Annotated in this window: 15 protein-coding genes; 5 read left to right on the forward strand and 10 right to left on the reverse strand. The window is 59.8% G+C overall.

The features are described 5' to 3' along the window. The first annotated feature begins 13 nt into the window (after positions 1-13). Positions 14-1,204 carry an AbaSI family restriction endonuclease gene (locus AC25Z0_RS03880; protein WP_488132364.1) on the forward strand — a complete coding sequence of 397 codons (1,191 nt, stop codon included), beginning with the start codon at positions 14-16 and terminating at the stop codon, positions 1,202-1,204. A 100-nt stretch (positions 1,205-1,304) separates the two neighbouring features. Here AC25Z0_RS03880 and AC25Z0_RS03885 read toward each other — a convergent pair whose 3' ends face one another. The 5 genes from AC25Z0_RS03885 to AC25Z0_RS03905 form a co-directional block, all read right to left on the reverse strand. Further along, positions 1,305-1,520 carry a helix-turn-helix transcriptional regulator gene (locus AC25Z0_RS03885; protein WP_488132365.1) on the reverse strand — a complete coding sequence of 72 codons (216 nt, stop codon included), beginning with the start codon at positions 1,518-1,520 and terminating at the stop codon, positions 1,305-1,307. Continuing rightward, positions 1,510-4,635, reverse strand: coding sequence for a type I restriction endonuclease subunit R (locus AC25Z0_RS03890; RefSeq protein ID WP_488132366.1), 3,126 nt, complete (start codon positions 4,633-4,635; stop codon positions 1,510-1,512). Before AC25Z0_RS03890 ends, AC25Z0_RS03885 begins: the two co-directional genes overlap by 11 nt. Beyond that, the gene (locus tag AC25Z0_RS03895) at positions 4,632-5,792 is read right to left on the reverse strand and encodes a restriction endonuclease subunit S (protein ID WP_488132367.1); all 1,161 of its coding nucleotides are present in this window, start codon (positions 5,790-5,792) and stop codon (positions 4,632-4,634) included. Before AC25Z0_RS03895 ends, AC25Z0_RS03890 begins: the two co-directional genes overlap by 4 nt. A gap of 20 nt (positions 5,793-5,812) precedes the next feature. After that, a complete protein-coding gene (locus AC25Z0_RS03900; protein WP_488132368.1) occupies positions 5,813-7,756 on the reverse strand; it encodes a type I restriction-modification system subunit M in 1,944 nt (647 codons plus the stop codon). Positions 7,757-8,229: 473 nt separating this feature from the next. Further along, positions 8,230-8,880: a hypothetical protein gene (locus AC25Z0_RS03905; RefSeq protein ID WP_488132369.1), complete on the reverse strand. Its 651-nt coding sequence runs from the start codon at positions 8,878-8,880 to the stop codon at positions 8,230-8,232. Positions 8,881-9,794: 914 nt separating this feature from the next. Here AC25Z0_RS03905 and AC25Z0_RS03910 point away from each other — a divergent pair. After that, positions 9,795-10,436, forward strand: a complete 642-nt coding sequence (locus AC25Z0_RS03910; protein WP_488132370.1) for a hypothetical protein — start codon at positions 9,795-9,797, stop codon at positions 10,434-10,436. 694 nt (positions 10,437-11,130) lie between these two features. Then, entirely contained in the window at positions 11,131-12,291 is a 1,161-nt protein-coding gene (locus AC25Z0_RS03915) for a hypothetical protein (protein WP_488132371.1), read from the forward strand. Between the two features lie 8 nt (positions 12,292-12,299). On the opposite strand, the gene AC25Z0_RS03920 is transcribed toward AC25Z0_RS03915, so the two are convergent. Together AC25Z0_RS03920 and AC25Z0_RS03925 are read right to left on the reverse strand one after the other, a co-directional pair. Further along, positions 12,300-12,836 (reverse strand): DUF1643 domain-containing protein, encoded by a 537-nt coding sequence (locus tag AC25Z0_RS03920; protein ID WP_488132372.1) that lies wholly within the window; start codon positions 12,834-12,836, stop codon positions 12,300-12,302. Continuing rightward, complete coding sequence (locus AC25Z0_RS03925; RefSeq protein ID WP_488132373.1) at positions 12,818-13,405, reverse strand: recombinase family protein; 588 nt, start codon at positions 13,403-13,405, stop codon at positions 12,818-12,820. The genes AC25Z0_RS03920 and AC25Z0_RS03925 overlap by 19 nt, the downstream gene beginning before the upstream one ends. Before the next feature lie 230 nt (positions 13,406-13,635). Here AC25Z0_RS03925 and AC25Z0_RS03930 point away from each other — a divergent pair, with 230 nt between their 5' ends. After that, positions 13,636-14,307: a hypothetical protein gene (locus tag AC25Z0_RS03930; protein ID WP_488132374.1), complete on the forward strand. Its 672-nt coding sequence runs from the start codon at positions 13,636-13,638 to the stop codon at positions 14,305-14,307. Between the two features lie 442 nt (positions 14,308-14,749). Here AC25Z0_RS03930 and AC25Z0_RS03935 read toward each other — a convergent pair whose 3' ends face one another. The 3 genes from AC25Z0_RS03935 to AC25Z0_RS03945 form a co-directional block, all read right to left on the reverse strand. Continuing rightward, positions 14,750-18,064: a DNA polymerase III subunit alpha gene (locus AC25Z0_RS03935; RefSeq protein ID WP_488132375.1), complete on the reverse strand. Its 3,315-nt coding sequence runs from the start codon at positions 18,062-18,064 to the stop codon at positions 14,750-14,752. After that, the gene (locus tag AC25Z0_RS03940; RefSeq protein WP_488132376.1) at positions 18,061-18,333 is read right to left on the reverse strand and encodes a hypothetical protein; all 273 of its coding nucleotides are present in this window, start codon (positions 18,331-18,333) and stop codon (positions 18,061-18,063) included. The genes AC25Z0_RS03935 and AC25Z0_RS03940 overlap by 4 nt, the downstream gene beginning before the upstream one ends. A 332-nt stretch (positions 18,334-18,665) precedes the next feature. Then, positions 18,666-19,649 (reverse strand): TIR domain-containing protein, encoded by a 984-nt coding sequence (locus tag AC25Z0_RS03945; protein ID WP_488132377.1) that lies wholly within the window; start codon positions 19,647-19,649, stop codon positions 18,666-18,668. Positions 19,650-20,650: 1,001 nt separating this feature from the next. On the opposite strand from AC25Z0_RS03945, the gene AC25Z0_RS03950 reads away from it, so the two are divergent. Next, positions 20,651-21,148, forward strand: coding sequence for an NUDIX hydrolase (locus AC25Z0_RS03950; protein WP_488132378.1), 498 nt, complete (start codon positions 20,651-20,653; stop codon positions 21,146-21,148). Positions 21,149-21,291 lie beyond the last annotated feature (143 nt).

Genomic DNA, 21,291 nt, shown 5'->3' on the forward strand with positions numbered 1-21,291 from the left:
AAAGCATTTTGGCATGGACAATGGAGCGAGCATGCGTCCGACGGAGCGACTGGTGCCGGATGGGGGCATTCGGCAAGCGACACGAGAGAACTTCGAGTACCTGGTTGCCACGCTCTCGAAGCGGCCCGCTGGGAAGAAGTATGAACACTATGTCGTCAACGCGATTTGGAACGCGCTGGCAGACGAAACACTGCGGCCCGTCACCCAGCAGTATGTAAATCGGAGCGTGCAGCACAGAGGCCTCGCACTCGTCGATCTACGTCAGGAAAGAACGAAGGGGGAAGACGCTCGGCGTGCACTGATCGACCTATATTTCCCAGCGTTGCGCCTCGGCGTCGAATGCGACGAAGCACAGCATCAGGATTCATCGGCGACTAAGGCTGATCGTGCCCGTACCTCGGACATCAAACGAGCGATCCCGGGATACGAAGAATTGCGAGTGCGCGTCGAGATAGACGAGAACGGTGTGGCGTTGTCGCCGGAGGCCGTGCTTGATCAGATTGACGAAGTAGTGCGACGAATAGCTGAGCGCAAAGCCATTGTGGAGAGCGGCCATTTTGACTGGGCACCGTCGGGGCCCATCGCGTGGAGAATCGAGCAGCTGGACTGGGAGCTCGCTCGGGACGCGGGGGTGCTTCGTGCGGGTGACGGCTATGTCTTCCGTCATAACGGACAGGTTCGGGAGCTATTCGGGCTAGGGGATGGAACAGGCGAGAAGTTCAACTCGTTCCGCTCGAACTTCGAACTGCCAGATCACGCTCACGTCGTTTGGTGTCCAATACTCGCGGTTCAGCGCCCCGGTGAGCCGCTTCGGTCGATCAACACTGGGGGCTATCTCAACTGGATCATTCTTGATTCTGAGGATGTTTTGATCGGACAGGCTGACCCCAACCCTGAATCCATCACGCGGCGCGGAGAGGCCACGGAAGCACTAGTCAAGCCGCTGCCACCCTGGGAATACACTCTCTCGGACGAGGAAATGACCAGTCGAGTAAATACCGCGGACTGGGAAGCTCCGCAACCCTCGGAGTCGAATCCATGGGAGGCGGCCCGGCGGAGCACTTTCGTTCGAACGAAGGACGCAGTCGGGCGATCGGGATACCAATTCCTCGGAGTGTTCACGCCACCAATCGGCTACCGAGAGGTGGGTGGGATCTCGTTCTTAGTCTGCCGACTTGAGTCAGACACTGTCGCGTTGGGCTGATGACTGCCCAGGCGAAGCTGGAGATTAGATTGCTCAGCTAGTTCAGGCTATAGATCCCCGCAACCATAGGGCCACGGAGATCCATAGCCTTTTCCTTTTCCTATTCCTCAGAGATCGCTACGGTCATTCCAAGCGCCGCAGCTACCTTGGCAAGCGTCGCAGTGGAAACATCATCACCACGTTCAACCCTGGCGATCGTTGGCCGTGACACCACAGCACGATCAGCTAATTCGTTCTGTGACCAACCATGCTTGGCCCTCGCTTCACGAATCGCCAGACCCATCGCTACGGTCGTCGGTGATTTATCACTGGTCATCGCCCGACTCCTCAACTTCTGCTGGCTCCTGTGCCTGAAGATGATGCTGCGCGTACAGTGCTTCCGCGCTGATCTCTGCGAGTTGCTTGAGCACTTCAGGGTCAGAGACCTGTGAACGGATCTCTTCCGCCTCCTGGAACGCTTGGAACATGGCAAGGCCGACCGCATTGCTGAAGCCTTCGGACGCCTTCAGCTGCGACACGGAGTTGTTCTTCGCCATGGCCACAGCCTCTTCGCTGGCGTCAAGGAACCCCCAGTAGCTGGTGATGAACCCCGAGATGCTCTTGGCGCTGACATCGATGCTCTTTGCCTTGAACATCTCGTTGACCTTCTCGATTGCCTCCTCCAAGGGCCCGCGCTGTGGAGTTGCCTCTCCGCGGTGCTCGCCTTCGAATGTGGGCAACTCCATGCCGGTGTCACTGCCTTCGGTCAGAGAGTAATCCGTGCTGATGGCCTGCGGAACCAACTTGACTCCCGAGAGCTGCACGCCGGCCAGATAGCTGTCGTCGTACTCCTCTGCGTTCAAATGCAAGTTGCGGCTCAGCAGCGTCGCGAGAATCGCACGACGGTGTAGATCCTCATCCTGGTAGTCGACGATCTGGCTCAGAAACTGCCAGGCATTGCGGTAGCTGATGATGTCACCGCGGAAGCTTTCCAGTGCTTCGCGGGCAGGCTTGTCCTTATTTAGCACAGCCTGACGCAGAAGGCCGTTCCAACGGTTTTTGATCGGCCCCAGGGCACGCGCGATCGCCTCGCCACCCTTCTTCTGGATATACGCGTCGGCCAGTTCGATCATCTCGTCAAGTGTGTAGATCCCTGCCGTGTCCAAGCGGTCGCCCAGAGTGTAGAGGGAGTTCGGATCGACCTCCCCGGTGACGAAAGCGTCCGAGTAGTACGTCTTGAAGTCCTTCTGGATGCTCGCTGGGGTATTGATGAAATCGACGACCATGGGGGAGCCTTTACCTGGATGCATGCGGTTCAACCGGGACAGAGTCTGGACGGTGGCGATACCCGAGAGCTTCTTGTTGACGTACATCGCCATGAGGCGCGGCTCGTCGAAGCCTGTCTGAAATTTGTTCGCGACGATGAGCACTTTGTACTCTTCCTCCTCACGGAACGCCTTGGCTATATCGCTGCGGCCGTTCAGGCTTGCCTCGGTGACACTTTCGCCGGTTTCGGTGGTCAGTGATCCCGAGAAGGCGACCAGCGTGCCCAGACCCTCATATCCCTGCTCCTCGATGTAGGCGTTCATCTTCTCTGACCACAGGTGTGCTTCCTTGCGGCCAGCCGTGACGACCATCGCCCGAGCGGTGCCGTTCAGCATGTGCGCGACATTGCGGCGGAAGTGCTCGACCACGACGCGCACCTTCTGAGTGATCGCCGTCGGGTGTAACCGGGCGTATCGCACGATATCTGAAACTGCTTTTCCGGTCTCAACCAGCTTCTCTTCACTGTTCTCACCTGTCAGCTCATCTTTGACGCGCAAGAACATGTCGTAGGTCGAGTAGTTCGTCAGGACATCGAGGATGAAGCTCTCTTCAATGGCCTGGGCCATCGTGTAGGTGTCGAACGCCTCCCAGCGACCATCCGACTCAGTTCCAAAGAGACGCAGCGTCTTGGACTTCGGCGTCGCGGTCAGAGCGATGAAGGTGATGTTGCTCGAGGCTGCGATTGCGGAATCCTTCGCAGCCAACAGCTCATCCAGCGTCAAATCTTCATCGTCGGCGTCCAGGCCAACGTCGACCAGCAGAGCTTTCAGATCTCGTGCGGTCGAGCCCGACTGCGAGGAGTGAGCCTCATCGGCAATCACTGCCCAACTCCGGCCGTTGAGTTCGGTGGTGTTCTCGATCAGCTTCATAACCTCGGGGAAGGTCTGCAGGGTGCAGGTGATGATGTGGTTGCCGTCTACCAGCGCCTTCTTCAGCTGAGGCGACTTAGCGCCGGACTTCTCGCCGACGGCGACCACCAGTCCCTTGCTGGACTGCACAAGGTTCATATCGTCACGGATGTTCTCATCCAGCACAGTGCGGTCGGTTACCACGATGACCGAGTCGAACGTCGAAGTGGCGTTCTGATCCATGTGGCGAATCAAACGGTGGCTCAGCCACGCGATCGTCTTCGTCTTGCCGGAGCCTGCCGAGTGCCAGACTAAATATCTGCCGCCGGGGCCCTGCTTCTCGATGTCTGCGACGACTCGCTCCACTGCGCGCAGCTGGTGGAAACGCGGGAAGACCAGACGGCCATCGTTCTTCTGCGACCGGTTCGGCTCATAAAGCGCGAAGTCTTTCAGGATGCGCATGAACATCGGGCGGGCCAGAATCTCGCGCCACAGGTAGTTCGTCGCTGAACCAGTGCTCGATGCCGGATTGCCTTCATGACCCTTATCGCCCTGGTTGAACGGCAGAAACACGGTGTCTGCGCCGGCCAGTTTCGTTGCCATGAAGACGAGATCGTTTGACACAGCAAAGTGGACCAGCGCGCGTCCTGGAGCCAGCAGTGCGCGGTTCGCGCCTGGCACCCGATCCTGCTTGTACTGACGGACCGCATGATTAACCGTTTGCGTGTTGCTGGTCTTGAGTTCCATGGTCGCCACCGGCAGGCCATTGGCTGTAAGGACGACATCGATCGACTCGTTGGTCGAGGTGTCGAATCGCACCTGGCGGAGCACACGCAGACGAACGGCATCTGAGGCTTCGAGTACCTCGGTGAGCTTCGGATTCGCCGGTGGGAAGGCCATCATTGGCCCAAACTTCGCAGCGGGGCGCCCAACCTGTGCGTAGGTGAAACCCTTGCGGAGCACGCCCAGAAGGCCGCCCACCGGGTGACCGGTCGTCGGGTCCATCTTCGTGGTCTTCCCGAGCTCCTTCACGATGTGGGCAAGGAGCTTCTGCTCAGCCGTGGTGCGCTGACCGTTGACCAAGTTTGCCGGCACAGCTTTCTCGTACTCCTCGGGGTACTGCGTGTCCAGCCAGTAGATGACGTCGGCGGGCACCATTGCCAGAGCGACGTCCCAGCCAGAGTTCTTGCCCTGGTTCTCATATAGCCAGCCACCTTCGCCTAGCTCCCGACAAAGGTTCTCCTCAAATTCAAGCTCCATTAGCTGTTTATCACTCACAAAGCCACATCCTTTCGGCCGGTAACGACGTCGGTGATGAGCGCAGCACGGCGCTCGATCAGTAGTGCTTTAAGTTCAGTGACCTTCGCCAGCATGGCGTCGATCTTGCCGGTCGCCTCGTCGAGGCGATCAGCGATGCGCTTCTGCTCGTCGGGCGATGGAAGAGGAATCTCTAGCTCGATAAGGTCGCGGAAGTTGATCCGGGGGGTTCGAACGTTGGCCTGATCCGCGCCACCAATGCCTCGCAGCCGCTGAGCCATCTCCGAAACAAACTCCGGAGTCCGCATGATGTATTCGGCCCAGATGGGGGTGAGTTGCTCGTTAGTCCCAATCACCGAGTAATCAGGGCTCACCAAGCCGTCGAACGAGGCCAAACCCAGTCCGCCTTGGAACGCGCGCATACGATTTAGCACAATCTCACCCGCACGAGCCACCTTGTAGTGGCTCAGGTCGTCGCTTGCGCTCTGGTTCGACGTTGAATCCTCTCGGAGCTGAACCCCGTGATGGATAGAAACCGAAAGCAACGGGAGGGCGTTGCGCAAAGCTCCGGCCCGATGGTCGACCTCCGTCACAAGCCACTTGAGCTTGACACGGTCGAAACCCATAACGAACAGCTGCGAGGCCAATGTATTCTTCCGAACGCGAAGCGTCTCATCCAGCTCATCCAGCTTGCCTACCATCGCGTCGATCTCGCCTATCTCGCGGTCGAGATAGTCGGCGATGGCCTTCCGATGGGGAGAAAGCGGCCATGGCACCTCGAACATCGAAAGTTGGGTTGTCGACAGTTCCGTAAACGTCGTGCCGCGACCCATCGCATTTAGTGCCTTACGGCCAGCCACTAGCGTGTAAGCGAGGTACCGGAGGTCTTCACGACTCTCCGGAATAACTGCCTTGCAACCCTGATTAAATGCAACTTCCTGATTGGCAATACCGATGTGGCCGATCGGGGCTCGGCACGAAAGTAGTACCGCATGGTTCGCGATTGCCGAACCAGATACGCCATGATCCGTCAGAGAACGGCCCCAATCCAAGATCGAGCTACCATCCAGGCCATTGAGATCCGGAGGAGTTACGAACGGGAGATCACCTCCCCAATTGGCGGCATCCGCCGTTGGGGTACCGCCGCTTACGAACTGCGCAATGAATTTGAGGGGCACAAGTCGAGCATTTTGTGCGCTCACTTATCGCTCACCGCCTGGAACAGCTCTGCAAGCTCCGCCATGATCCTCTCTACATCAGCATCGATCTCCGAGAGCGCACGGGGCTCCTCGGGCACATAGAACAAACGAGTGAACGGGATCTCGTTGCCTGTCTTGGCCTTGGGCTCGTCCCACTGAGCCTCGGGTGCAAACGGTAGTACCTCGCGCTGCATGTGATCATCGAGGTCCTCGCTGAACGGCACGCGTTCGGTGATCTTCCAACCCTCAGCGAGGACAGGGTGCCCCTTGCGGTCCAGAGCTGGCGGTGCGTCAGCGTCCACTTCCGCCATGGCCTGCATCACGGCGTCAATCAGCCCTAGCGGTGCCTTCAGACCCGCAGCCTTAGCGGCCGTCGGGAACTCTGAAGCAAGATCGTTCCAAGCCTTCCCATCAAATTCGCGCATGATCTGCTCATGACCGTCAACAAAATCACGGTGCTCTCGCACAGCTGCGACTGCTTCGTCGCTGAACTTTGCCGCAAGGTGCGCCTGCTTGAACACGGGCACATCGCGGAACATTAGGTCTGCAGGAGTCATCACGCGGGAAATCTTCGGATCTGCGGCTTCGAATGCCTTGTACGCTTCGTGCACCGTCAGACGGTTGCCCTTGTTCATCCGTCGACGCTTCTCGCCAAGAGGCTTCTTCATTGATGACCACTCGCCGCTCGCGTCGATCAGTTGAATCTTGCCCTTGCGCTCGTCCTCCTTGTTGGTGTCGAGGATCCACACGTAGGTGGCGATGCCGGTGCCATAAAACATCTGAGTCGGCAACGCGATGATCGCGTCGATGAGATCTTCATCAAAGAGCCACTGGCGGATCGCATTCGGACCCTTGTCGCTGGTGAACAGTGGCGAAGCGTTCGACACCACAGCCGCACGACCACCATGCCCGTTCTTACCCGCGGGGCTGAGCTTGGAGGCGCAGTGTGCCAAGAACAACATCTGACCATCGCTCTTGCTAGGCAGGCCGTGACTGAACCGTGAGCCAGGAATCTTCGCCTGCTCCCTGACAGACTTCTCTTGCACCTCCCAGTCGCTGCCGAACGGGGGATTGGAGAGCACGTAGTCGAACGACTGCCCCTCGTACTCGTCCTGCAACAGTGTGTCGCCCTTGCGGATTGCATCCGGGCGACCGCCTTGGATCAGCAGATCGGCCTTGCCCAGAGCGTAGGCGCTGGGCATGAGCTCCTGGCCGAATAGCGTGACCTGAATGTCAGGATTCAGACTCGTCAGGTGTTCCTGCGCTACGAGCAGCATGCCGCCGGAGCCTGCGGTCGGATCGTAGATCGAACGCAGCGCATTCTGGCCGGCCAGCGAGTCCTCGTCCGAGGCAAACAGCACATCGACCATGAGCTTAATCGCGTCACGTGGGGTGTAGAACGCACCCGCAGCCTTACCCTTCTTGTCAAACGCCCGGTACATGACGTCCTCGAAGAGATCGCCCATGGTCGTGTTGCTCAGACTCGTCGGACTCAAATCGAGCGTCGAGAAATGACGAATCACTGCATGCAGCCGGTTCGATGCTGCAAGCGTTGTCACCAAACGATTTAGATCGAACGAAGTCCAGATGTCCGCGATGTTGTTCGAGAAGCCGGCGACGTAGCTGAGCACGGACTTCTCGACGTTGTCGTCGACCGAGGCGATCGTCTTAAGATCGAGCGGCGACACGTTGTAGAAGCTCAGACCGAACTTCTGCTTCACTGCGATATCGATCAAGTGGAGAGGCATCTCACCGAGAGACTCGACGTACTTGATGACCTCGGGCTTGGTGTCGGCGAGCAAGCACTCCAGTCGACGAAGCACCGTGAAGGGGAGAATATAGTCGCCGTACTCATTGGGTTCGACAACGTTCCGAAGGAACTTGTCTGCGGTGTCCCAAACGATGCGCGCTGTCATCGTTGATGCAGTAGGTGCACTTGCCATGCCGTCTCAATTCTTTAGTTGCTCGTTCTGAAAATGTATCAGATACGTTACATGCGTGACCAACGATGAAGCCCGAAAGCGCCGTGTCGTTTTCTCCTGACGGCAGCGGAGCCGGGATCGTTCCGGGCCAGGATTATGCGCAGCCGCAGCAAAGGCACTGAGCCCGAATCGAAACCCCAAAGGAGTACGGCACCACGACACGAAGTCTCCTGATGTCGGAGACGACATCGTCGTGGGGCGGCCGACATGGCGTCGAGGTCCAGGATGATCCGTTGCGAGCAGCTCCTAGGAAACCGAACTCATGTTTCCGACTCAGAGGTGCATGTCTGTTGCTAGGCGCATTCCCGGATTGTGTTCTCGCATCGGGTGGTGCAGCGCCGGGTGTCGCATCCGCACCGATGACTCGCCGGCCCTCTCCGAGAACCCCGTGAGTCCGCGGTGCTCTCAAAGGCCTGATGAGGCAGTCGCACTTGCTAGTTCCTCCGGAGCTGAGTCGCTATCTGCTCAGGCGCTAGACCTGCCCGAATGCTACGTGCGATCGCCTTGGCGTAGTCCTTTCCTTCGCTGCGGGCGTCCTCAAACCTTGGCAGGAGCGCTAGGTTCTCCTCGTCAAGTAGGTAGAGGATGTCGAGGCCCCCCCTCGTGAACTCCCACACACCGGAGTGAGGTTCCGTGCTTCTGACGCGGATGATAATGCTTGGTGCTTCAACGCCATAGGTGCCCAGTTGTCGCATGTTGGGGTCGAGCATCAGTGAGTGCTCCTCGGAGGTGAGGACCAAATGCCCGTTGTCTTTGCCGTCGGGGCGAAAGTTGACCATCTCTGTTAGCTGATCTGACGAGAACTTCTCCGTCGCCTTTGGACCCATCGCAAGCAGCGTGCTCGTCTTCTTGTCACGGATGATCGCCGAGACTGGGCGTGGGCGAAGCTCATGTCCGAGATGCAAACCAACTTCGGCGAGCAGACCGGCTGCGCCAGCGCAGTCTGGTTCAGAACCGAAGACGTCTCCGACGACGATGACTGCTGCGCTCAGTTCTTCTTCAGCCGAGAGAACGGTCCGCTGCTGTGCCTGTGCCGAACGCTTCTGCGCAGCCCGCCCTGCTTTGAGCCTGCTTGCCTTGCCCATCGTCAGTACGCTATCCGAAGCAGGTCTGAAAGTCTCGACATCTCCACCCTCTACTCATGCGAAAAGTGAGTCGGCGATTGCCAGGGACTCGATCCTGAGCTTATCGGGACGCGGGCCGTTGACTGGGTTCGGCTCCCAGTTAGAGGTGTCCCCGCCGCACGCACAGGCCTCCATTCGCCCAGAGTGTTAGTCCACGCCGACGAGCCTCTGTCGCCGCGACCGTCCCGGTATCGTCTGGAGACGACGCCTCGCGCCGGCAGCAGCTGTTGGATTCAAACCCGGTTAGACTGCGTCGAATGAGCGCCCCACACTTGGACAACCCTCCGCTGATTGAGCGTCCGGACCTTCGGATGAATGCACGCCGATGGCAAGAGCAGAATGCAGACGAGTGGTTCGCTACGAGCCTTGCTGCATCTTCGCTGCGGAATCAACTGGCGAACCAGTTTTCGTCTGCGGTGGTGGGTTTTCTCGCTAGGAGTGTCTCGACGAAAGAGATCGCAAACGAGGTGTTCTCCAACTTGGTTCCGACGCTCGCGAAGTGCGATGTCCTCCCGTTCGACGATGAGGCGTCAGGTCTTGCGTACCTCCTTTGGCATCAAGTCGATCGCTATCATCGGGTAACGCAAGCTCTCGATCGTTTGTTCGCTCTAGGAGCGCTCCCCATCGCAAAGCCTGAACGGCCCCTAAGAATACTTGAGGTTGGTTCCGGGCCTGCGCCAGCCTCGTACGCGACCACACACTACTACGCAGCACTGGGCGCATGGAGCCGCTCACTAGCAGGAGAATTTCGAAGTTCCTCCAACGTAGACGCGCACACACTTGATCGAGGTCGCGCTTGGGGCCCATTGCTGCATGGACTTTCAGAGGAACTGTTGAGGACCGGTGACCGGAACTCGGAGGTGGGGCTCTTCAGCGTGACATACAAGGAAATGGCAGGTTTCGACCCGAAGCACATCCACGTCTCCGCTCGTGAACAATACAAGCGACACCTCCTCGACGAGGAGGAGTTCCTCTACTACCCGCTCGACGAGGAAAACCTTCTTGATCAGCATGCTGCGAGCATGTCGCCGCCTTCAGCTTATGACCTCATCATCGTGGCGAATTTCCTCACAACGCACGAGATGATGAGCGTCTTGAGCGCCGATCTCGAAACCTTGGCGCGATCACTTGTTCCCGGCGGAGTCTTGCTAACGTTGAGCGGCACGAATGACGACTACAGGTCGATGTGGAAAGAGTTCGCCAGTCTCCGCAGCGTGAAGGCGCTCGATCACGTTGCTGACGAAGTGCTGGTGGCGCATGACAACCCTCGTGTCCATCGGCGAGTTGCGAGCGCCGGAATCGCGGGATTTCAACACCTCGCGTCTCTTGCCGACGGAGACCTTCGCGACAAAAGCTTTCCCTCTGACCTCGTGCGAGCGGTGCAACGTGCGGCGACGGATCCGGCAGGTGCTCCCTCCGAGCTGAATTACCCTTCGTTCCAACTCCATGCGTTCAAACGGGGAACGCGCGCATTGTCAGAGCGCGAGCGCCGGAGGTTGGCGCGGCGTAAGAGATGAGACTTTGTCCGACACTCTGCTCCGCACGATGCATACGACACAGGTCGCGTCTACTGATCTGCGCCGCGCCCAAGGGTAGGCGTGCAGCGTGCCTTGGACCGCTGCTCTGCAGGTGTCAAATCGACGCTTCGCGCAACTATCGAATCATGAATTGTCAGGGATCACCATGCCCCTGTACCCACATATATGAACAACAATGTCCGGGGTAACTGTTACTTACTGAGGTGGGTATATGGCTCCCTTTTCCTGGTTGAGATCGGGCTGTGATTCGCCGCTGATAGGCGGGCAGTCAGCTCAGCGTTTCGCGTCGGGATGGCGAGCTAATCGCGTCGATAAGCGATGTAAGTTCGGCGGTACTCCGCTCACCCGCCGGCTACCGCTCAACGCACACGGCAGTGAATCCTGGGCCTCTTTTCGCGCACGTGTGCAAGGTGGCCTGATCAAACATGCTCATCCAGGAGAGCACGCGCGGGACGCGATGCGCGCACCGTGCTCATTTGATCCCAAGCCGACATCCGCCTCGCAGCCACCGCCACAGACGGAGCATGTTCGATAATCGTCATTCTTGGCGACGTTGAAGAACAAACTATCCTCGGTATCGAAGCTGGGATACTCGATATTGGAGACTTATTCGGAAGATCAGATTCGGGCCACGGGTTGAGGTCACCATTACGCTCAGCCCAGGGGGGGCACTTTGAATCGGCGCCATGACTGGCTTCCTGACCACCATCTTGGGGTCGCGGCAACATTGGCACATGCGGACGGGGTCATTGCCCAAGCGGCCAGTATTCTTCACGAGTACCAGTGCAAAGCTAACGGGATCTTCCAGCTCAAAGAGATACCCGTAGTTAACTACAGCGAGACTGTCGTCACCAGCATCGCCCCGATCCCGAAGAAGGTGCCATTGCTCGTGGCAGACGCATTGGTGTCTCTGCGCAACGCCATCGAGCACACCATCTTCGGCGAGATCGAGTTCCGTGACGGATTGCTGGATGGGAAGGCCGCACGACTCGTTGAAATGCCAGCCGCACTCACATATGTCGACTTCCAGGAGTGGATTGATCGTCGGAGGAAGAATGGCCCTCGATCGCTGCAACGAGGGAGTGACCTCGTCCGCCGAATCGATGGGCTACAGCCTTACCAACGGACCCTAGATCCCCAAGATCACCCGATGGCACTTTTGACTTTGCACACCAACTACTCGAAGCACCGTGCTCCCGCAATTACGGCTGTACGTCTGGTCGCGATCCATCGTGAAGATCAGTCGCCTCCGTCGAGAGCAGACGTGCAACGGCTTCCCGAATTTCCGCTACGTGTAGGTGATGTCATCGCGCGGACGCCGCTAGGTGAGCGAATTCCAGTGGCGCTGTTCCCGACCATCGGCATCAACCGACCTGGCACGGAGCGATGGCCCGTTCTCATGAAGGAACTCGAAGAACTGTCTCATTGGGTGCGGACCCAGGCCGTTCCGCGCCTGATCACCGGTACCGAGCCGCCGGTCCCCGCTCTACCCACCCGATATGACATCGAGACCGGTCATGATGACGAGCGTCAAGCGCTATCGGGCGGATCCATGGTTTCAGCCGCCGAGCGTCACCGAGAACGGCTCGGTGCTGCCTTTACGCGTCTCGACATGGCTGAATCGCTGGCGCAGATGGACGGTGCACCGAGCCGCGAACAGCTTATTGCGTGGCTGGAGTCGCTCCCTGATCGCGAACTCATTGACAGAATGCAGCGGCTACAGGTCACGAACAGCCACGAGTCGTCGATCATTCTCAGCAACGTCGAGGTCTTGGAAAGCATGCTTGACGATGCGCATCGCTTCACGGACGCACCCATTGAGCCGGTCGACTAGCGTCGCCTTTAAGCCAGGTACAGTTTCGGGCCGAGCATGGGCAGCGGTTTTCCGGGTGGGCTCGGGTGCCGTGGGTTGTTCTGTTTGGTCAGAGGGTCCCAGGTGAAGATCCGGACGCGCATTTGGTCGAGCATCGCTTCGACATCCACTTTCGCCCGTCTGAGCGTTGCATGAGGCATGTTGCCCCACGCGCCGAGTACCTCGGTCGCGTCATGTCGCAGGAGTACCTGTTCGATCGCGGCGCAGTTCAAAGCCGAGAGCGCCGGATCGAACTGAGAAAGCTTGCTTGGCTTAGGTGATCGTTCCGGATAGAGGTTGAGCATGATCCAGCCGCCGTAGCCGTGATGCAGGCTAGCTTCGATGATCCGATTGACGGTCTTGTCTGCTTGTGTTTCTTGCGCGTGCGATGGGTTCATGCCGATCACGATGAGCGGTGGGGTGCCGACTGCCGCCGTGGCTGCATTTCCCAGCGCGAAGCGATGTGACTGCACGCCTGGATTCGGCTCCCAGAAGTCGGGCTCTTGATTTAATGGGTACTTGACCATGTTGCCATCCTCGTCGCTTCATCGGTCAGCACGCTGTGCACGGTCCCTACAGAGACGTTCAGTGCGCTGGCGATGACCCGGATCGACTCACCCTTTTCGCGGCGAGCAAGGATCACTGCGCGCTTGTCGTCGTTGATCACCCGAGGGCGACCTCCGAGGTTGCCGCGCTTACGTGCAGCCTCCAGACCATCCTTGGTCTTACGGACGATGTCACGCCGACGGTCTTCAGCTAGGGCCAGTGCGATGTCCAGAACCACGTTACGTTCGGTGTGCTCGCCTGCTGCCGTCCCCATCAGCACTTTGACAGCCGCACCACGCTCGAACAGCCCGTGGAGGACGATGAGCCCCTCCAACATGTTGCGACCCAGGCGATCGATCTCTTGAACGGCAAGCATGTCGTCATCGCGGAGATACTCAAGGGCAGCCATCAGGCCTGGTCGCTGTTCGACCGTGAGCTTGCCACTGACCTTCTCTTCAAAGACCTTTACGCAAATTGGGTCGAGTGCATCGTGCTGTCTTGCTGTGTCTTGACCCGTGGTGCTTACCCGTACGAGTCCTACCAGTGTCATGGAGATACTTCCGTTCAATACACGTGTTCAATTATGCAGTTCGAACCCACCTGTTTTTGAACGGGTTATTGAACGCCGACACGCATGAACAGGTGCGTGTTTCAGGGGTGCGTAGAGCGTTCAGCAGTCGACCGATTACCGCTTGACAACGGTTATATCAATATGACAACATACTAAACATTATCTAACCAGTAGCGGGATGATGGCCGAAGGGTCACGAACGGAGAACCATGGATATCAGTGAATTGCTTGAATTGCCCAACGTTGTCCTAGACACCAACTTCGCCAACCAGCTCGGGCTCTCCTCGGTAGCAGGATTGCCCCGCATGGTCGATGAGGGCACGCTACCGAAACCGGATCTTCGAAGGACCGACAAGCCTGTGTGGTCCGAAGCTCGCATCGTCGAGTTCTTCGGGCGGCTTCAACCGACTCAGTCGGCGTACGCTCCTGTGGATCGGCTTGGCGGTCAGTCTGAGCTGGACATTCTCGAAGCGTACGTCTGCCCGGCAATTTCCTCAGGACACATCGGAACGCGTCGCCCGACGTTGTTGGCGCTCTACAAGGCCGGTGCTCCGCGTAACAGCCACGGTCTCTACGAAGTGGGTGTCTACCCGGTCCGTTGGGTGCAGACGCAGCGAGGCGTTGCAGGCGAGACAATTGCGGCACCAGCTGGCGTAGACAGCGCAAGCCTCCAGCCCGTGCCGTGGGCTGACGTCCGCCCGGATGCCGAGTATCCGCTGACGCTCTTCAAGCTTGACGTAGCCGCGGAACGAACGATCACTGTGAAGACCGGTGTGCGACGCGGCGGCACGATCTCTACAACCACACTCGAGCGAGCGCTCAACGACCCGCTGCGCAGATCGAGTCATTTCAGTGGCGGCGAGGTCCATCTCCTCGATTGATGCCCGCGAAACACACGCCCATCTGGCCGCAACTGTCAGAACAGCTCCGGAGTATCCGCTTTGGGGCTGTTCTTCTCTCGCGGCTGCTGCTCTAGCCCGACATGGCCTTTGCCAGGCTCGGTTGTCGACCGTTTTTTTGATTGTCTTGCGGATTGGTATTCGTAGAGACATCACTCAAGCGCGCCATTCTGTCTCTACCTATCGATCATTCGCATCAGGCGATGTTTGTTCGGGGGGGGGGGTATAGCGGGGCGAAACGTCGTTGAGCAAGATGACTGGGGGTGTCGGCTGCCGCATCGCCCAGCTCCGTGAAGAATAGAAGCACGCGAACGGCGCAGCAGTGCGGACCGAGCAGATAACAACTCGACCGCGACGAAGCCTCCCAAGCAGAACACAAGCAGAACAACTAACCGTTCTCACCGCAAACTACCGTTGAGACGGGTCAGGCGCGCTTCGCTGATGGCCACAGCTGATGCACGTTGTCGTGCTGCCGCCCGTCCTCCGCGGTGACCCCTTCGGTGGTCTGGCGTTGTTTAACTTGGCGGGCGACGTCGAAGAGGTCCCAAAGGTTTTCACCCGTGACGGAGACACCCTTGGCGCCGGAGCGGCGGGTTCGGCCTCGTACGAGCATGTAGTTCGTCGCGAACACCTGCCCGCCGACGCGTTCCTGGGCGTCGTGGAAGAACACCACGTTTGAGACGGGGCCGGTGCCGTCGTCGAGGCTGACGAAGACAACTCGGCGGCCGCCTCGCATCGGGGGAGTGTTGGTGGCGCGCCGAACACCAGCGATGAGCACGTCGGTCCCGCCGGGAAGCGCCCCAAGCTCCGAGGCAGGCGTGACGCCCAGCTCTCGGAACAGCGCGTAGAAGCGTGCCATTTGATGGCTGCTGGCAGCCAGGTGTAGGTCGCGGAGCTCCAGGTCGGTTTGGGTGCGCCCGCGCAGATCGAGGGACGTGATCGTGTTGTTGTAGGTCGGGACTGGCAGGTCCACGTCGAAGGCGAGCTGGTCGTCGTTGATGGTGATCGCGGTGCCGCGGAGGCCGTGGATGTGGGCGAGGAGTTCGTGGCGGCGGTCGCGGTCGTAGCCGATGAAGCTGTCCAGCGCCCCGACCCGGGCGAGGGCTTCGAACGTGGTTCGGCGTGGCCGGACGCGGTCGCGGAAGTCCTGCAGTGAGGTGAATGGTTGATGCTGGGCGATGCGGGTGCGTTCTGCTTCTGTGCTGCCGGCCAGCTCGGGGAGGGCCAGGCGGATGCCGTGTCGGCCGTCGACGAGTTCTTCCACCCGGTAGTCCATTGCGCTGTGCTGCACGTCGAGCCCCAGCACGGGCACGCCGAGGGTGCGGGCTTCGGCTACGAGGAGGTCTTTGGGCCACATGCCCGGGTCGTGGGTGAGCAGGCCGGCCAGGAACACGGCCGGATGATGGGTTTTCAGCCAGGCCGATTGGTAGGTCGGGAGGGCGAACGCGGCGCCGTGTGCTTTGGCGAAGCCGAAGCTGCCGAATCCGGCGAGGACCTGCCACACCCGATCGATCACATTCGGTGGGAATCCTCGCTCGAGGGCGCGCTGGCGAACGTATGCCTCGATTGGGGGGAGGTCGTCTGGTTTGCCGAGGTGGCGACGGTACACGTCGGCTTTGCCGAGGCCGCAGCCGGTCAGCTCGTCGAAGAGGCGCATCACCTGTTCGTGGAAGATGACGACCCCTTTGGTTTCGCGGAGGATCGGTTCAAACCGGGGGTGCATGTAGTCAGGGGTGACCTCGCCGTGTCGTGCCTGCAAATACTGCAGCGGCATGTTGTTTTGCATTGGCCCTGGCCGGAACAGGGAGATCTCAACCGTCAGGTCGTTGAATACTTCCGGTTGAAGTTTCCCGACGAGTTCCATTTGGCCGGGGGATTCCAGTTGGAAGATCCCGAGGGTGCGGGTGGACCGGATCAGCTCGAACGTCTCCGGGTCATCTAGCGGTACCCGGTCGAGGTCGATGTGTTCCCCGGTGAGTCGGCGGTGTTCCTCAACGGCGTGCGCCATCGCGGACTGCATCCGGACGCCGAGGATGTCGAGCTTGATGAGGCCCATCGGGTCCATGTCGTGCTTATCGAACTGGCTCATGGGGAGACCCATCCCGGAGGCCTGCACCGGGGTGCGATCCAGCAGCGACGTGTCTGAAAGGATGACACCGCAGGGATGCACACTGATGTGGCGGGGGAGTCGGTCGAGTTTCGCGGTGAGGTCGACCAGCATGTCCAGCTGCTGGGACTGGCGCACTTCGGCGGCCAGCGCTTCGAGTTCTGGTTTCTCCTCGAGGGCGCGGCGGAAGTCGCGGGCGTTGAACCGCCACATTTGTTTCGCGATCGCGGCCACCTGATCGTCGGGCATACCGAGGGCCAGGCCGGCGTCACGGACGGCTCCGCGGCCCCGGTACGCGTTCGTCATCGACATCAGCGACACCCGGTCTGCGCCGAACGTGTGGAAGATGGCCCGGTAGATGTCGTGCCGCCTGGCTGACTCAACATCCAAATCGATGTCCGGGAGGGTCTGGCGTTCGGGGGAGAGGAACCGCTCCCAGAGCAGCCCGTTAGAGATCGGTTCCACCGACGAGGTGTGCAGGGCGTAGTTCAACACGGAGCCGACACCGGAACCGCGCGCTTGAATGCGGATGCCCATGTCCCGGATCAGGTCCGCGACCCGGGCGACAGTCAAGAAGTAGCTGGCGAATCCGAGCTGCTCCACCGTCTCCATTTCGTGTGCCAGGCGGGCGTGCGCGGCCTCCACGGTGCGGGCGCCGGTGTGGGCGTAGCGCTCGTCGATACCGTGCCGGGCGCGCCGCCACAGCTCCGCGATGGGGTCCCCGGTGACCCCGATGACACTCGCCTCCGGCATTCTCGGCCGGCCCAAACCGATGTCGGCCACCGGGTCAAGGGCGCAGCGCTCCGCCAGACGCTCCGTGTCTCGGAGGAGTTGTTCGAGCGCACCGTCATCATGACTGCCGGCGTCGACGACCATTCGGGCGACTTGCCGCATCAACGCGGCGGGCTTGAGCCAGGCCTGCCCGTTGGCCTGCAGGTGATCCAGTTGCGCCAGCGGGGTGAGGGTGCGGGTAGCGTCGGCGAGATCCGCGGTGACCGCCTCCTCCGGGGTCCCGTAGCGGACGGCGTTCGTGAGCACAGCAGGCAACCTGAATCCTTCGGCGAGGCCCAGCATCCGTGTTGCGGGAGCCACGCTCCCTGCCTGCCCTGGTTCGGCCAGGTGGCAGACGACCTCCAAGACCAGCGACTCCGGCGGCATGACCCGCATCCAGGCTGTCAGGCGGGCGCGTGCGTCGGTGCTGTCGCGCCGAAGCAGAGCTGCACCCACGTCGGACGCTGGTCCGATCAGCACGGTGAGGGAGCGGAGCCCAGCCAGCTGGGCGAGGCGGGCCCGGCTGATGCTGGGTTTCTTCCCGGCTTTGTGGGCGGCCGATACCGCCCGGCAGAGCGCGGCGTACCCGCGGCCCGCCATGTTTCCGTGCGCGAGCACCACGACTCGCCCCAATGGGCGGTGCTCCTCGTCGTGGACGGCCAGGTCGGCACCGAGCCCCGGCCGGATGCCGGCGGCGACGCAGGCGCGAACATGCTTCACGGCTCCGTAGAGTCCGTCTCGGTCGGTGACGGCCAGGAACGTGTCGCCCTGCGCGGCAGCCTGATCAACGAGGGTCTCCGGCATCGTTACGCCGTAGTGGGTGGAGTAGGCGCTGGCGACGTGCAGGTGCGAGAAGGTCATCCCCAGTCGAGGGCGAGCACCCAGGACCCGTCGGCGTCCCGCCGCAGGTCGTACCGGTGCTGCTCCTCGCCTCCGCGCGACGCGTCTAAGCGCCACAGTTCGGTGTCAATCCGGGTTGGCGTGCCCTCGTTCTCCCACCAACGCGTACGCGTGAACACTGCCTGCGGTTGCCCGATCACGGTGTGCTCGAAGCGATTCCAGATGAACGCGCGAGGGTCGCCGTCGGCGGAAAGTTCCACGTCGACGGCCGCGTCAATGATCTGAGGCATGCGCCAACTTCCTTACAAGTCTCGAACAAACATTCGATACTGAAAGTGTAGATCAACCCGCCGACATATGTGAGTCTCCGCGGAATTGCAGCAGATGCAGGAATGGGGCGAGCGCAGGGCGCGGAGTTGCCGCCCTACGGGAAGGCCGACACCGACTGGCTCAAGAACCAAGGCTGAGGGCTTCGCCGCGGGCATCATGACAGCCGCTCTGGATCCATTCCGAGGCTATGCGAACACGATCCGCAACGAGCTCCCCAAAGCCATCACGTAGGACTTGATTTGTCTCCGGTGGACGTACCTCTAGACGACGGTTTCTTTGGACTGGACTACTACTACGGCACTACAGAGAAGGGACCAGCAAGAGAGTCCATCAGGTCAAAATTGCCTTTCCGGACGTCAGCGCCCGCCTTCTCGAGCCGGTTTCTTAGATCGTTACGGCTGTCCCAGATTCCGTTGAGTTTGACCCAGTTGAAACCTGCAATGTCTGAGATGTCGCGTGTTTTCGCGCTCTGAAGAAATATCGTTCGCTCGCGACCAAGAGCGAATGCCATACCTGCTTCTAGCAGGACGTTCGGACGCGCTTGGCCGGTAGGTATTCTGTCGGGGTCGCCGACAGTCGAAAACTCGTCTTTGATGCGGGCATTGTCATCGGGGGAGAAAATTACGATGACGGCGGCCGCGTTGTTGATGCCCGCTTTGACAATGTCATACGTGTGCGGCTGCGTACCCTCTGCGAGGTCGACAGCAGCCGACCAGGGCATCATCTCCAAATGCAGGAACTGTAAGTACGTGGCGAGGACGGTGACCGGCCGTGGATCACGACCATGCACGACAAATATCTTCTTGCGGTCGCGGGATACAGCAGGAGTTGTTGCCGTCGTCGATGGGGGGAGAGTGTCAGTGGCCAGCTCCGGGCGAACTGGTGCAGGCATTCCGCTCTTCTGAGCTGCTGATCTGGGGTTGATTGAGTCAACGTCTCGGCCGTCTGGCAGCGCGTAGCCATTGTCAGTGAGGACGACCCCGCGGGGATTCAACACCTTTGTTAAGAGGTTTTGATATGAAGTATTTTGTTCGGAAGTAACCGCGTAGGGGTTCTCGACGAACAGATAATTCAGAAGCGCAAGCACAAGAGCGTCAGTATCAGCTCGCGTAAAAATCTCACTCACGATCTGATTGGCACGTTCACCTTTGTTGCCCGAACTCTCGAAGTTGCCGAGCGACAACTCGAATGTACCGATCCCCGAATGGGTTGTGTTGTCTGCCAGAGCTGACGCTATGTAGCGCGTATCCGTACGTTGAAATGTTGTCGAGGGCACATTGCTGATCTTAGAAGACTGCTATCGATTCTCGTTTCCCGCGGATCTTCGACGATCGGTACGCTGCGCGTCTGGCTCGGTACCTCCGGGGACCGAAGGTCCTGCTTGTCGCGGCAAAGCCGACAGCCCACCGCAAGCCCGTGAGCAGATCCCTCAGTGGGCATTACCTACCTTCGAGTCGTCGATGCGTGTGGCCTAAGTCACTAGCGTTGGCTTGTCGGTGGGAGAGGGTGGCGCCAAAGCTGCCGTCTAGCACTGTGCAGGGCAGATTTTGCAGGTCCGACCTGGGGGAGGGGCATCTTGAGTCCTCAGAGTCACGCAAGAGGAATTCTCTGCGGAACAGCACGGCCCCTTGTGTGGTCCTCGCCATTGTCTCCGCCGATAGTGCAAGCATCAACCTCTCTCAGATCCGAAAGCAGCGCAGCCAAAGGTCAAACGCCACAGAGACTGACGCCTCACGGAATATGGAATAGTCGGGCACGGGCCGTCCGAGAAACTAGGCCCCGGGGTTTCCGTGAGATGAGCTCTCTGTGGTCTCCGCAGCTTTCGCTGACTTTTGTCTATGCATCGATATCAGAGCGAAGGTCGCACCTGCCAGGAGGCATGCCGAACCAGCAGGCGTCATCCAGTTGGTCGAGCCCTCGAAAAAGACCAGCCAGAGGCTCGCCAGGATCACTCCGGAAGACCCGATGATCAAGAACCACAAAAGACCCCGCATCGGCATACCCTCTCGTTCGGTGCTCGACCAGTATGCGGACTGTACTGACAGACGATTACCACCAACTGTCTCGTATCCCTAGGGATATAAGACGTCTCACCCGTCGCTTCTCGCGATCAGCGCCGATCGCACCCTCTCGTATCCCATAGGTTGTGAGACAGCAGGACGACGAGCTCAAGCTCGTGGGTACCGTCGCGCTCTGGCGCTGTCAGAACCGCCAGATTCCGGGCTGGTGCCCGTTGTCATAGTCGATGCAGGCTAATCACTGTGGCAGGCTCAAAGAATGGCTGCTTCCGTTGTTCACACGAACCCGTGGTTTTCGATCTCACTCACAGCAATCGCGACCCAAGAGTGGTATCGGGTTGAGCGGTCGGACAGTGCGATGATCGTCGGGAGAACGCCCGATGAGCGGATCCTCGTGCTTCGTGGGACGCGTGACACCACCGGCCGCGGTTCGTTCTACGAGTTTCCGTGCGGGGCAATCGAGGCTGACGAAGGACCCGCCGATGCGGCGATCCGGGAGACTCGTGAGGAGAGTGGTTTCTCCGCTTCATCCTTGGTGGTACTCGGATCCTTTGTCGAGTCGCCTGGCATTAGTGCCTCCCGCTGCCACGTATTCACTGCCACTCTTGCTGCAACACACAGCGCGGCCTTGGAACCCGGCGAGGACTGGACTCCATCGCTGGTGACTCTGGCCGAACTTTGGGCGCTGGTCAGGAGCGGCGATGTCGTTGACGGCGGCACGCTCGCTGCGCTCGCTCTCTACTCTGGCGGGTACTGAGCGGTCACTGCTCTAAGCGAACCGCCACAGCTTGTCTCGTAACCTCAGTGTGTCGAAACCCATGGGATACGAGGCACCCAGGTTATGAGACACCTCGTGCATGAATCGGATTGCAATGGGCGAGCTGCGGGGCGCCTCGGTCT

It is taken from the genome of Leifsonia sp. Y862 (assembly GCF_057669585.1).